This is a genomic window from Pseudoclavibacter sp. Marseille-Q434 (assembly GCF_050315415.1).
Taxonomy (GTDB): Bacteria; Actinomycetota; Actinomycetes; order Actinomycetales; family Microbacteriaceae; genus Pseudoclavibacter.
On sequence record NZ_JBNPQH010000004.1, the window covers coordinates 58,362 to 71,690 of the forward strand.

Annotated in this window: 12 protein-coding genes; 9 read left to right on the plus strand and 3 right to left on the minus strand. The window is 69.9% G+C overall.

The window, feature by feature from the left end; translation table 11 throughout:
- Positions 1 to 24: 24 nt before the first annotated feature.
- Together ACQFZP_RS14870 and ACQFZP_RS14875 are read left to right on the plus strand one after the other, a co-directional pair.
- Positions 25 to 873 (plus strand): fumarylacetoacetate hydrolase family protein, encoded by an 849-nt coding sequence (locus ACQFZP_RS14870; protein ID WP_211891843.1) that lies wholly within the window; start codon positions 25 to 27, stop codon positions 871 to 873.
- Between the two features lie 334 nt (positions 874 to 1,207).
- Entirely contained in the window at positions 1,208 to 1,969 is a 762-nt protein-coding gene (locus tag ACQFZP_RS14875; protein ID WP_211891844.1) for an SDR family NAD(P)-dependent oxidoreductase, read from the plus strand.
- A 103-nt stretch (positions 1,970 to 2,072) separates the two neighbouring features.
- Here ACQFZP_RS14875 and ACQFZP_RS14880 read toward each other — a convergent pair whose 3' ends face one another.
- Complete coding sequence (locus tag ACQFZP_RS14880) at positions 2,073 to 2,714, minus strand: dihydrofolate reductase (RefSeq protein WP_211891845.1); 642 nt, start codon at positions 2,712 to 2,714, stop codon at positions 2,073 to 2,075.
- The gene (locus ACQFZP_RS14885) at positions 2,711 to 3,520 is read right to left on the minus strand and encodes a thymidylate synthase (protein WP_104310462.1); all 810 of its coding nucleotides are present in this window, start codon (positions 3,518 to 3,520) and stop codon (positions 2,711 to 2,713) included. The genes ACQFZP_RS14880 and ACQFZP_RS14885 overlap by 4 nt, the downstream gene beginning before the upstream one ends.
- Positions 3,521 to 3,691: 171 nt before the next feature.
- On the opposite strand from ACQFZP_RS14885, the gene ACQFZP_RS14890 reads away from it, so the two are divergent.
- Positions 3,692 to 4,543 carry a sugar nucleotide-binding protein gene (locus ACQFZP_RS14890; protein WP_211891846.1) on the plus strand — a complete coding sequence of 284 codons (852 nt, stop codon included), beginning with the start codon at positions 3,692 to 3,694 and terminating at the stop codon, positions 4,541 to 4,543.
- 282 nt (positions 4,544 to 4,825) lie between these two features.
- On the plus strand, positions 4,826 to 6,613 hold the full coding sequence (locus ACQFZP_RS14895; protein ID WP_211891847.1) for an amidohydrolase: 1,788 nt from the start codon (positions 4,826 to 4,828) through the stop codon (positions 6,611 to 6,613).
- 253 nt (positions 6,614 to 6,866) lie between these two features.
- On the opposite strand, the gene ACQFZP_RS14900 is transcribed toward ACQFZP_RS14895, so the two are convergent.
- The gene (locus ACQFZP_RS14900) at positions 6,867 to 7,598 is read right to left on the minus strand and encodes a FadR/GntR family transcriptional regulator (protein ID WP_211891848.1); all 732 of its coding nucleotides are present in this window, start codon (positions 7,596 to 7,598) and stop codon (positions 6,867 to 6,869) included.
- A 121-nt stretch (positions 7,599 to 7,719) separates the two neighbouring features.
- Here ACQFZP_RS14900 and ACQFZP_RS14905 point away from each other — a divergent pair, with 121 nt between their 5' ends.
- The 5 genes from ACQFZP_RS14905 (at position 7,720) to ACQFZP_RS14925 (ending at position 13,263) form a co-directional block, all read left to right on the plus strand.
- Positions 7,720 to 8,865 (plus strand): mandelate racemase/muconate lactonizing enzyme family protein, encoded by a 1,146-nt coding sequence (locus ACQFZP_RS14905; protein WP_211891849.1) that lies wholly within the window; start codon positions 7,720 to 7,722, stop codon positions 8,863 to 8,865.
- A 235-nt stretch (positions 8,866 to 9,100) separates the two neighbouring features.
- Positions 9,101 to 10,246 (plus strand): Gfo/Idh/MocA family protein, encoded by a 1,146-nt coding sequence (locus ACQFZP_RS14910; RefSeq protein ID WP_211891850.1) that lies wholly within the window; start codon positions 9,101 to 9,103, stop codon positions 10,244 to 10,246.
- Between the two features lie 73 nt (positions 10,247 to 10,319).
- Positions 10,320 to 11,234, plus strand: coding sequence for a sugar phosphate isomerase/epimerase family protein (locus tag ACQFZP_RS14915; protein ID WP_104310466.1), 915 nt, complete (start codon positions 10,320 to 10,322; stop codon positions 11,232 to 11,234).
- Between the two features lie 131 nt (positions 11,235 to 11,365).
- Entirely contained in the window at positions 11,366 to 12,121 is a 756-nt protein-coding gene (locus tag ACQFZP_RS14920; protein ID WP_211891851.1) for an SDR family NAD(P)-dependent oxidoreductase, read from the plus strand.
- Complete coding sequence (locus ACQFZP_RS14925; RefSeq protein WP_211891852.1) at positions 12,118 to 13,263, plus strand: aldose 1-epimerase family protein; 1,146 nt, start codon at positions 12,118 to 12,120, stop codon at positions 13,261 to 13,263. Before ACQFZP_RS14920 ends, ACQFZP_RS14925 begins: the two co-directional genes overlap by 4 nt.
- Positions 13,264 to 13,329 lie beyond the last annotated feature (66 nt).

A 13,329-nucleotide genomic window follows, 5' to 3' on the forward strand; every position in this document is an offset into this window, starting at 1 on the left:
CAGCAACCACCAGGAGGAACCACCGTGAGATTCGTTCAGCGCAGAGACGGCGACCGAGTCGTGCCAGGCATCGTCGACGGCGACCGGGTCTACGACCTCGCCGGCGTCGACCAGGTCGACGGCGCGCTGCTCGCCCGCTCGGAAGAGCAGCTCGGCGAGCTCGAGGCGGCAGCCCTCGCGACCGAGGGACGTGACCTCGAAGGCCTCGACCTCGCCGCGCCCATCGCGCGGCCCGTGAAGATCGTCTGCATCGGACTCAACTACCGAGACCACGCCGCCGAGACCGGCGCCGCCATCCCAGAAGAGCCCGTCATCTTCATGAAGGACCCGTCGACGATCACAGGTCCGTTCGACGTCGTCCGTATCCCCCGCAACTCCGTCAAGACCGACTGGGAAGTCGAGCTCGGCGTCGTCATCGCCCGCGAGGCGCGCTACCTCGCGTCACCCGCCGACGCCGCCAACATCATCGGCGGCTACGTGCTCTCCCATGACGTGAGCGAACGCGAGTTCCAGCTCGAGCGCGGCGGGCAGTGGGACAAGGGCAAGAGCTGCGAGACCTTCAACCCCCTTGGACCATGGGTCGCGACCCCTGACGAGCTCGGCGACGTGCAGGCACTCGGCCTGCGCCTCAGCGTCAACGGCGTCCAGCGGCAGGACGGCACCACCGCCGACCAGGTCTTCGACGTCAACCACGTCGTCTGGTACCTCAGCCAGTTCATGGTGCTGCAGCCGGGAGACCTCATCAACACGGGCACCCCGGCCGGTGTCGCGCTCGGCATCGAAGGCACCCCCTACCTCCGCCCCGGCGACATCGTCGAGCTCTCCATCGACGGTCTCGGCACCGCCAGGCAGCGCTTCGAGGACGCACCGTGAGCGCAACGAGTGTCGCGGGCACCCGCGCCCGTTCCCGCGCCCGTTCCCACGCCCGTTCCCACGCCCGTTCCCACTCCCGGGCCCGCGCCGCGCGTTTCGGGATGGGAAACGCGCTTCGTTCGGGGAAGTTTCCCGCTACGAAGCGACGTTCCCAGCCCGAGTCTGCCGGAGTGGCGCCCGCCGACGGCGCGGCAGGTCGAGTCTCGACCTGCACAGGGATCCGCCCGTCCGCGGCCGCATCTTTCGGGATGGCTTCCACGCTTCGGGATGGGGTACAAGCCATCCCGAAGCGTGGAACCCATCCCGAGTCGTCGAGTCGCGCCGGGATCGCCGCATGAGCGGCGATGAGTTCGGCGGGCGGGTCGCGATCGTCACGGGCGGTGCATCCGGGATCGGGGCGGCCGTCGCCGAAGAGCTCCTCGCGCGCGGCGCCGACGTCGCCGTCTTCGACCTGAACGGGGGCTCGGTCGAGGGGCCGGCCTTCGGCGTGAGCGTCGACGTGTCCGACAGGAGATCGGTGGATGCGGGGGTCGCGGCCGTGCTCGAGCGCTTCGGCCGGCTCGACGTCGTCGTCAACTGCGCGGGCATCGGTGCGTTCGGGACCGTCGAGGACTCGAGCGACGAGGACTGGGCGCGCGTGCTCGACGTGAACGTGCAGGGCGTGGCTCGCGTGTGCGCCGCGGCGATGCCCGCGCTTCGCGAGTCGGACGCGGCAGCCATCGTCAACCTCACGTCGATCGCGGCCACCACGGGCATCCAGCAGCGCGCGCTCTACTCGGCCACCAAGGGTGCCGTGCACGCGTTGACGCTCGCGATGGCCGCCGACCACGTGCACGACGGCGTCCGCGTGAACGCCGTCTCGCCAGGCACCACCGATACTCCGTGGGTGCAGCGGATGGTCGCGAACGTCGCCGACCCAGTGGCGGAACGCGCGGCCATGAATGCTCGCCAGCCGACGGGGAGGCTCGTCACCCCTGCCGAGGTCGCGGGCGCTGTGGCGTACCTCGCGTCACCGCGTTCCGCGTCCACCACCGGCAGCGTGGTCGCCGTCGACGGCGGGTTCGGCGGCCTGCGGGTGAGGCCGGTTCAGGCGTAGCCGATCCGAAGACCCCCGCGCTGCTGCTCCGCAGCCTCCACGATCGCTGCCAGTCGAATGGCCGTCTGCGGGCCTCGCTGGAGGGCCATTCGACTGGCAGCGATCAGCTGCGTGGGCGGCTCAGGCTCAGGAAACGGTAGCGGATGCCGGTGCGCGACTCGAGCCAACCGTCGGACGGGTCGCGCGCATCCACTCGCCAGTCGTCGCCCGACCAGTCCGGGGCGCGGGCGTCGCCGTCGACCTGCAGATCGATCTCGGTCACCTCGAGGCGGTCGGCGCCGGCGAGCGCCTCGCGGTAGAGCTCGCCGCCGCCGATCACCCAGGCCTCGGCCGCGTGGCCCGGCTCCGCGGCTGGGGCGGCGCCCGCGCCCGCGCCGGCGTTCGCGCCCGCCGCGGAGAGCGCCTCCTCGAACGAGCCCGCGCGCTCGGCACCGTCGGCGGCCCAGTCCGCCTGGCGCGTCACGACGATGTTGCGCCGACCGGGGAGCGGGCGGAAGCGCTCCGGCAGCGAGTCCCAGGTCTTCCGGCCCATGATCACAGGGTGCTTGAGCGTGACGGCCTTGAAGTGCGCCAGGTCCTCCGGCACATGCCAGGGGATCCCGCCTTCGGCGCCGATCACACCGCCGCGAGCCTCCGCCCACACCAGCCCGACCGTCAGACCGCGATCAGCGTCGAGGTCGCCGGCGCGCTCGGCCGCCGCGCGCACCGCATCCGCCGCCCAGGTCGCTCCCGCTGCGTCGCTCATACGGCGATCGCCGCGCGGATCGTGGGGTGGTGCTCGTAGTTCGCGACCTCGAAGTCCTCGAACTCGTAGTCGAAGATCGTGTCGGGCGTGCGGTGGATGCGCAGCTGCGGGTACGGGTACGGGTCGCGTGTGAGCTGCTCGCGCACCTGTTCCTCGTGGTTGTCGTAGATGTGCACGTCGCCGCCCGTCCACACGAACTCGCCCGGCTCGAGGCCCGTCTGCTGAGCGACCATGAGGGTCAGCATGGCGTAGGACGCGATGTTGAACGGGACGCCGAGGAAGAGGTCGGCGCTGCGCTGGTACAGCTGGCAGGAGAGCTTGCCGTCGGCCACGTAGAACTGGAAGAGGGCGTGGCACGGGGGCAGCGCCATGGTCGAGATCTCGGCGGGGTTCCACGCGGTGACGATGTGGCGGCGCGAGTCGGGGTTCGCGCGGATCTGGGCGACGACCTGCTCGATCTGGTCGATGTGTCCGCCTTCGGGTGTCGGCCAGGAGCGCCACTGCACGCCGTAGACGGGGCCGAGGTCGCCGTTCTCGTCGGCCCACTCGTCCCAGATCTTCACGCCGCGCTCCTGCAGCCAGCGCACGTTCGAGTCGCCGCGCAGGAACCACAGCAGCTCGTACGCGATGGATTTGAAGTGCACGCGCTTCGTGGTGATGAGGGGGAAGCTCTCCGAAAGGTCGTACCGCAGCTGGCGGCCGAACACGCTGCGCGTTCCCGTGCCGGTGCGGTCGGACTTGCGGGCGCCGTTCTCGAGCACGTCGCGCAGCAGGTCTTCGTACGGGGTCAGGATCTCCGAAGTCACGTCCCGAGGATACGCCCGCGGAGTCGGACTGCCCAGTCGTCCGCGGGTACGCGTCGCCCGGTGTCGACCCGGCGCGTCTGGCCACCGCGAGCTGCCGCTCGGGGTCGATCTCAGGGGCGGAGTCGCGACCCTCTGGGGCGACTCGCGGGAGTCGAGTTCTACGCTCGGGGGATGAGCACCCCCGCCTCGCCGACGTCCGCGCCCGCCCGCCTGCTGATCGCGGGCTTCGGCAAGCTCGGCGCGCGACTGGGGGAGCGCTACGCCGCGCGCGGGACGGAGGTCTTCGGCCTACGTCGGAGCGAAGGCGACGCGGGGGCGGGCATCGAGCTCATCGCCGCGGACCTCGCCAGCCCGAAGGCCCCGCCCCTCACGCTGCCTGCCGTGGACGCACTTGTCATCACGCTCCCGCCGCCCGCCGTCGACGGCGTCGTCGCGCCGGACGGGTATCGGCGCTCCCTCGAGGCGCTCGCGGCGAGCCTCCCCGGCGCCCCGGACCGGGTGGTCTTCGTGTCGTCGACGCGCGTGTTCGAAGGGCGCGGCGACGGCCATCTGATCAGCGAAGCGGATGCGCCAGCCCCGGCCTCGGACCGCGCGCGTGCGCTTGTCGACGGCGAGCGTCGCGCCGTCGCGCTGTTCGGCGCATCCGTCATCAGGCCGTCAGGGATCTACGGTCCCGGGCGGGACAGTCTCGTCAGGCGCGTCCTCGAGGGTGCCCCTCTCCAGTACGCGCGTCGCACCAATCGAGTGCACGAGAGCGACCTGGTGCGGGCGATCGAGGCGACGCTGGAGCGCCCAGACGCACCCCCGCTGCTCCACGCAACTGATGCGCACCCCGCTTCCCTGGGGGAGGTCGCCACCTTCGTGGCCGGAGAGCTCAGCGTGGCCGCGCCACCGCGCATCCACCCGGAAGAGGCCAGCGGTACGCTGCTGGGCGGCGAGCGGATGCTGCAATTGCTCGGCACGCTCGACTACCCCGGCTACCGCGAGGGCTACGCCGAGATGGTCCGCCTCCGCACGAGCTGACGCGGTCGCCGCGCCGAGCCCGAGCTAACCCGGACCGCGGCGACGTTGTGGTCGTTCTCAGCCGAAGTTGACGACCACAACACCGCCCTGGGCTCATGGCGTCGCCACCGGAGTCAGCGGGGGCGGCCTTGTGGTCGTTGTGGGGCGATGTTGACGACCACAACTCCGCCCCTCGGCGCGCCGACGGGCGACGCGCCATACTGGTGGCGTCGCCGAGAGGCGCCCTGCTGCACCATCCCCGCATTCGTTGCCCCGCCTTGCCGCGGCGCCCGAAGGAGTCGCATGTCAGAGCCAGCCTCCGCCACCGCCACCGCCACCGCCACCGCCACCTCCACCGCCCTCGCGCACGCAGCGCCGGACTCGTTCATCCTCACGGCTGGCACAGTCGTGACGATGGATGCGCAGCTGCCGCGCGCGTCAGCCGTCGCGGTGTCTGCGGGCAAGATCGTGGCGGTCGGCACGCTCGCCGAGTGCCTCGAGGTCGTGCCGGGCGCTCCCGTCATCGACAGCGGCGCGCCCGTGCTGATGCCGGGCTTCATCGACCCGCACAGCCACCCGTTCCTGAGCGGCCTCGCGACGCAGCTGCCCGCCTTGTCGATCGCGCCGTGGAAGGCGCCGACCTGGAGCGAGGTGCTGAGCATCTTCTCGCAGGCGATGGCCGAGCACGACGCCGACGTCCCCCTCCTCTTCAACGGCTTCGATGCGCTCCTCCACGGCCGCCCCGCCCCGACGGCCGCCGACCTCGACGACATCTTCGGCGACCGGGTCGCGGTGGTCGTCGACAACTCCGGGCACGCCTGCTCCTTCACGTCGGCGCTCATCCGCAGCCGCGGGTGGGACTCGAACCCGCCGGCCGACCCCATCGGCGGCTCCTTCGCGCGCGACGCTGATGGCGCCCTCACCGGCATCTCGTTCGAGATTCCCGCGAATGCCGCCGTGCTCGGCCCCGTGATGCAGCAGCTCGGCGGCAGCCCGCTTGGCAGCGCCGCCGAGTACTACGCCCTCATGGCGCGGGCCGGCATCACGTCGACCTCCGACATGACGTTCTCCACCGACCTCGCCCCCGCCTACGAGGCGCTCGCGGCCATGCCATCCTCGCCGTTGCGCGTGAGTCTGTGGGAGGTGTCGACGGCTGCCGCCCCGGGCGCCGCGGCGAACTTCGACGCTGGTGAGGAGCGCCTCGTGAAGCAGGGCGTGAAGCTGTGGACTGACGGCTCCCCGTGGATCGGCAACATCGCCACCTCCTTCCCCTACCTCGCGAGCGACGCGACGAAGCGGGCCGGTATCGACCCCGCGACGGCGGGAGGCGCATCCGCCATGAACTACTCGCGAGCGCAGGTGGACGCGACGCTCGACGCCTGCGCACCGCTCGGCTGGCAGATGTCGTTCCACGCGAACGGCGACCTCGCCATCGACGTCGCGCTCGACGCCTACGAACGCGCCCTCGCCAAGCACGGACTGCTCGGCACGGACCACCGCTGGCGCATCGAGCACGCCGGGGCCGGGCGCCGCGACCAGTTCGAGCGCGCCGCGCGCCTCGGCGTGCACGTGTCGCTCGCCCCGTTCCAGTACTACTACTGGGGAGACCTGCTCGACGGGCAGATGTTCGCTCCCGAGCAGGGCGCGCGCTGGCAGGCCTTCGCGGATGCGGTGGAGGCTGGGGTCGTCGTCTCGCTGCACAACGACGGCTCGGTGTCACCGCCGTCGCCCATCCTGAACGTGCGGACGGCCGTGACTCGGCGCACGAGCAGCGGGTGCATCCACGCTCCGAAGCAGGCCATCTCCGTGGATGCGGCGCTCAGGGCGCACACGATCGACGCGGCGCGCACCCTCCACCGCGAGCACCTCGTGGGCTCGATCTCGGTCGGGAAGGTCGCCGACTTCGTGGAGCTGGGCGCTGACCCGTATGAGGTGCCTCCCCGCTACCTCGACGAACGCGTCAAGGTGCTCGGCACCTGGGTGGGCGGCGCACGCGTCGACCTTCCGGAATTCCTCGCCGCGGCGCATGCCAGCGATCCGGCCCCGCACGCCCACCACTCGGTGCGTGGCCACGTTGGGCACGGCTGCTGAGGAGAGCGTCGGCTCGCGAGAGTTGTGGCTGCGCGCACCGCGCTGCCGCACTCGCTGCGTTCCGCCACGACTCGCTGGTGGATGCGTGCGCGAGCGTTGGCCGCCGAGTGTCCGCCGCATGCGGAGAGTTGTGGCTTTGTGCGGTTCGGTGCGGCCCTGAGTGCATTCCGCCACAACTCTGCGTGCGGATGTGGCGGCCGCGCGGGACCGGAAGCCTGGGAGCCCACGTCCGTCGGCAGCTCGCGCCCACAAGCTAGTCCCGGATGCGGCGGCGCTCCCACGCGAGCGCGATGTGGTCGCGCATCTCGCGCGCGGCGGCTTCCGCGTCTCCGGCCTCGATGGCGTCGTACACGCGCTGGTGCTCGTCGAGGGTGAGGCGAACCGCGTCGGGGCCGGGCGCTCCGTAGTAGCGGCTGCTCTCGCCCGCGCGCTTGGAGAGGCTCCGCGCGATGCCGGACGCGAGGCGGTCGCCCGCGACGTCCATGACGGCGAAGTGGAAGGCGACGTCGGCGGCGGCGAATGCCTCCCGCTGCTCCGCTGTCGCGTGCATGGTGTCGAGATGGCCGTGGATGATGAGCAGCTCCTCGTCGCTTCGTGCGCCGGCGGCCGCGGCGGCGATGCTCGACTCGAGTTGTCCTCGCACGACGGCGAGCTCGTCGAGGATCCCGAGCGTCTCGTCGTTCTCGATCATCGTGCCGAGCACGACCTTGTCGAGGATGTTCCACTCGGACTGCGGGGCGATCTGCGTGCCGCGGCCCTGGACGACGGAGACCATCCCCTTCTCCTCGAGGCGCTTCATGGACTCGCGGATGACGGTGCGGCTCACGCCGAAGTTCTCGCAGAGCTCGGTCTCGGTGGGGAGGAGGTCGCCGGGGGCGACCTCACCGGTGACGATGGCGGAGACGAGGTCGTGCACGACTTGCACGCCGAGCCTGGCGGCGGGCGTGCGGTGGGCGCCGAGCCGCGGCGTGGTGGTGCTTGGCATGCGGCGATTGTAGTCACGAAGTGATGGGCGGGTCGGTGAACACGGACAAAAGCGCGAAAAACATATGACGAATAAATCGTGTGATGTATGCTGAATCTCCCATCTGAAGATCAAGGACGATATGAAGATCACCGGCTTCCGTTTGCTCACCACCAGGCACGACTGGGGGCGGTCGATCGGCGATGTCAACGGGCACATCCGCGCTGCGGTCACCGACGTCCCGATCGTGATCCTCGAGACCGACGAAGGGGTCGAAGGCGTCGGCATCGGCTCTCACGCCGACGTCGCGAGGCTCTTCCCGGCACTCGAGGGAGAGGATCCCCGCGCGGTCTCGTCGCTCTTCGATCGCATGCTCGCCCAGGTCTTCAAGTCGGGTCACGCCGGCGCGACCTACGGCGGAGTGGCGACGCTCGACGCCGCCCTCTGGGACCTCAAGGCGAAACTCGCCGGCGAACCCCTGTGGCGTCTGCTCGGCGGGCGCGACAGGTTCGTGCCCGGATACGCATCCGGTCTCGACATCGCCCTCGACGACGGAGAGCTCTCCGCGTTCTACGAGGACTTCGCCGATCGCGGCTACGTGGCAGGCAAGCTCAAGGGCGGTGTGGACCCGCTTGCCGATCTGCGCCGTCTCCGCGTCATGCAGGCCGCGCTCGGCCGCAACACCCCGAATCCCGGTCTGATGCTCGACGCCAACGAATCGTGGCAGGTGAAGCAGGCGGTGCGCTACGTGTCGGCGATCGAGGCCGAGGTCGACCTGCTGTGGGTCGAGGAACCGCTCCGGCGGTGGGACGCGCTCGGTCACGCGCGCCTGTCCGCCGCCGTGCGCGCGGCCGTCGCCACCGGAGAGAACCTGACCGGTGTCGACCAGTTCCGTCCGCTGTTCGACGCCGGTGCGCCCGACGTCGTGCAGGCCGGTGCGATCTGGGGGGTCACGCACGTGCTGCGCCTTGCGTACGCGGCGGACGCCAGGAACCTCCCCGTCAGTCCGGTCGGCTACAACGCGAATCCCGCGGTAGCCGCGGCGATGACGGCGGTGCCCAATCACCTGACGACCGAGGTGCAGTCGCTGCACTGGGCGCACGGCATGAGTGTCGATCAGGAGTTCGCCGACGGGGGCATCGTGCTGGGGGACGCCATCGGGTCCGGCATCTCGATCGACGAGTCCGCGATCGTGGATGCGGGGCGCGGCTGGGCGGATCCGGCTGGTCCACATATGCGGCCGTCCCGGGCTGGCCTCCGGGTCGTGCTGGACGGCGTCGAGCGCTGAGCGATCGAGTGGCGTGGCGGCGCGGCTGCGGGCGCGGTTGCGGCGGCGTGTGCCTGCGTGTGCGCCGGTCGATGGGGCATGTGTCGGGCGCGACGAAAGAACCCGCGGGGAGGACTTGCGGCGGGATCGTCACATCGCTAGATTAGGTGTAATGGCAGCGCTACCAGTAGCGCTCACATACGCCGGGCCGACCAGCCCGAAACAGACGCTCACGCAACGGCGCGAAGGAGTCGCAGTGTCCACGAGTTCCACTGAAGAACAGGCCGAGACGGCCCAGGCCGGCAGCAACCGGCTCCTCCCAGACGGCCCCATCCGGGCCCGCTCCGCGAAGATCGGCGCAATCGGAGCCGGCGCCATCATGGCAGACCAGCACCTCGCCGCGTACAAGCAGGCAGGCTTCCCGGTCGTCGCCATCGCATCCCGCACGAAGGCCAACGCCCAGCGCGTCGCCGAGCAGTGGGGCATCCCGACCGTGCACGACACCCCAGAGCTGCTCATCGAGGACCCGGACGTCGAGATCGTCGACATCGCGTATCCACCCGACCTGCAGCCCGCACTCATCCGCAAGGCGCTCGCGCTGCCGCACGTCAAAGCCGTGCTCGCCCAGAAGCCCCTCGCGCTCACCCTCGATGAGGCCATCGCCCTGCGCGACGAGGCTGCAGCGGCCGGCAAGATCCTCTCCGTCAACCAGAACATGCGCTACGACCAGTCCATCCGCGTGCTCAAGCAGCTGCTCGACGGCGGAGAGCTCGGAGACCCCGTCTTCGTCGAGATCGACATGAAAGCCGTGCCCCACTGGCAGGGCTTCCTCGAGGGCTACGACCGCCTCACCCTCGCCAACATGAGCGTCCACCACCTCGATGTCCTCCGCTTCCTCTTCGGAGACCCCGACGAGATCATGACCGTCACCCGCACCGACCCGCGCACCCAGTTCCCCCACACCGACGGCATCGTCGTCTCCACACTCCGCTTCCCCGGCGGGCTCCTCGCCCTCTCGACCGAAGACGTCTGGGGTGGCCCGCGCGAAGAGGGCTTCGACGACGACTTCTCCATCACCTGGCGGGTGGAGGGCACACGCGGCGTCGCGAAGGGCACGATCGGCTGGCCGAGCGGCACGCCCTCGACCATCACCTACGCATCGGCGGCTCGCGATGACGGCGGCCCATCGACCGACGGCAAGTGGGTGACGCCCACCTGGGACACCCACTGGTTCCCGCACGCCTTCATCGGCGTCATGGAGCAGCTCCAGTTCGCAGTCGAGACCGGCAGCGAGCCAGCCCTCACCGTCGCCGACAACGTCAAGACCGTCGCGCTCATCGAGGCCGGCTACCGCTCCATCGCCGAGCGCCGCCCAGTGCGCCTCGACGAGTTCCAGCTCTGACCGCACCACCCCGCATCCACTTCACCAACACCTCAATCGGCCAACGGCCCCTACAGAAGGAGCAAAGAAGCTCATGATCCAAGTCGGCATCTTCAGCGGATACTTCCCCTACGACCTCAAGACCACCGCCCAGAAGGCGCGCGAGCTCGGCTTCAACACCGTCCAGCTCGACCTGCACTTCAAGGACCTCGACCTCACCGCAGGGCAGATCACGAAGGAGAAGGCGAAGCTCGTCGCCGACACCTTCCGCGACAACAACCTGCCCATCTCGGCGATCTCCGGCTACACGAACATCGTGCACCCCGATCCCGAGCACCGCCGCGCCAACGTCGACTACCTGAAGGAGATCATCCGCAACGCACGCTCCTTCGGCACCCCATACGTCATCTCCGAGTCGGGCACGTTCAACCCCGACAGCGAATGGGACAGCGACCCGCACAACAAGACCGAGGACGCCTACGAGCAGGTGCGCGACGTGCTCGCCGAGCTCGCGCAGGAGGCCTACGACCACGGCTCGATCTTCCTGCTCGAGACGTACGTCAACAACGTCATCGGCTCCGTGCGCGAGACCGTTCGCGTCTTCAACGACATCCGCTCGCCCGGCATCGAGCTGCTCATGGACCCGACGAACTACTTCGACGCGTCCAACATCGACGACCAGGCCGGCGTGCTCAACGAGGTCTTCGACACGCTCGCCGACAAGGTGCGCGTCGCCCACGCCAAGGACGTCAAGCGGGCCGGCGACGACAAGAGCGAGAAGCACGCCGACATCGGTGACGACGACGCGCTCGCATCGCACACGTTCCGCGGCGTCGGCGAGATCGAGCTGCCGGCCGCTGGCCTCGGCTCGCTCGACTACGAGCTCTACCTGCAGCGCCTCGCCGAGCGCAACCCGAACGCGCCGCTCATCATCGAGCACCTCGACGAGTCGGACATCCCGCGTGCGAAGAAGTTCATCGACGACATCCTGCGCAAGTACTCGATCTAGTCGTCTCTGACAGTCAAGGTGACGTGGGCGGGCAGACGCGCCGCCAAGGGGTGACGAACGTGCGCACGTCACCTTGACTGTCAGAAGACCCTGAAGACCCCAGACCACAACAGGCTTCGGCCGGAGGAACCATGACGGAAACAGGTGAGAAACCGGTCGCGATCGTGACCGGCGCCGGGGGATCGCTCGGGCGGGCGACCGCGCTGCGGCTCGGACGCGACGGCTTCGCGGTCGCGGTGCTCGGGCGAGGCGGCGCGACCCTCGCGGAGACGGCCGAGGAGCTGCGTGCGGCCGGCGTGCCCACGTATGTGCTCGAGGTCGACCTGCGCGACGCGGCGGCGATCAAGGCCGCGGTGCGCGAGGCCGAGGCCGAGCTCGGGCCGGTGCATGCGCTCATCAACAACGCCGCGATCTACCCGCCGACGCCGTTCTTCGACATCACCGTCGAGGAGTTCGACGACGTCGTCGCGGTCAACCAGCGCGGCTACTTCGTTGCAGCGCAGGCTGCGGCCGAGCTGATGCGCGAGCGTGGCACAGGCGCGATCGTCAACATCGGCTCCATCACCTGGAGCGGCGGCTGGGACAAGCTCGCGAGCTACGTGACGACGAAGGGTGCCGCCGTCGCCATGACTCGCGCCCTGGCGCGCGAGCTCGGTGAGTTCGGCATCCGCGTGAACCTGCTCTCGCCCGGCGCGTTCCCGACGAAGGCCGAGGAGATCCACGAGAATCCCGAGCAGTACACGCAGTTCGTGCTCGACCACCAGTCGCTCAAGCGGCGCGGTGACCCCGACGAGGTGGCGAGCGTGATCTCGTTCCTCGTCGGCAAGGATTCGAGCTTCGTGACCGGGCAGACGATCAACGTCGACGGCGGATGGGTGATGATGTGAGCGAGCAGACAGCAGGATCAGGCGTCGATGTCTTCGGCTCGAACCTCTCGGTGGCCGAGCTCCGCAGGCGCACGGGCGACCTCTCGGCCGTCGCGGGCATCCGCCAGGTGGTGCTCGACAACGGCGTGGAGCGTGGCGTGCGGGCGATCGACCTGCGCACCTCCACTGGCCTCGAGCTGGAAGTGCTGGTCGACAGGGCGTTCGATCTCGGTTCGATGCGCTTCCGCGGAGCCCCCATCGGGTGGCGCAGCGGCAATGGGTTTCGCCACCCGGGACTGCACGAGCACAACGACGAGGGCGGGCTCTCGTGGCTGCGCGCGCTCGACGGCCTTCTCGTCTCGGGCGGCCTCGACCACACGCTCTTCGGCGGGGAGGTGGATGCGACGCGCTACAACTACCCGCCGAAGCAGACCGTGACGCATGGGTTGCACGGGCGGCTGACCGCGATTCCGGCGCGGCTACTCGAAGCCCGTGAGGTCGAACGCGACGGCCGCGTCGTGCTGCGGGTGGTCGGCGAGGTGATCCAGGCTACCGCGTTCGGCGAGCATCTGCGCCTGACGCGCACGATCGAGCTCGACTTCGACGGGCGCGAGGTGCGCTTCGACGATGTCGTCGACAACCTCGGATTCGACCCGACGCCGCACATGTTCCTCTACCACATCAACGTCGGCTGGCCGTTCCTGGATGAGGGGGCGAGGTTCGTGGCGCCGATCGCCAGGCACCTCTGGCAGTCGGACTCCGTGGCCGAGCAGGGCGCCAGCTACCGCGTCATGCCGGCCCCGATCGACGGCTTCGTCGAGCAGGTCACCGAGCACGAGCTCGTCGTCGGCGACGACGGCAGGCACCGCGTCGCGCTCATCACCGCGGGTGGCGAGCGGGGTATCGAGCTGAGCTGGGAGGCCGCGGGCATGCCGCACTTCTTCGAGTGGCAGAACCTGCGCAGCGGCCAGTACGGCATCGGCCTCGAGCCGAGCACCCATCACGTGTCGGGGGATGCGGCTTCGCGTCAGGATGGCACGGCGCTGTTCCTCGAGCACGGGGAGTCGCGCAGCTACTCGACGACCATCCGCGTGCTCGACGGGGTCGCGGAGACGAGCGCGGTCGAGGCCGCGATTCGTGCCATCGGCGATCAGCCGGAATAGGACTCCACGCCCGGGGCTGACGACGATGTTGGCCCCGGGCGCTCTACACTTGACATGTTAGCGCTG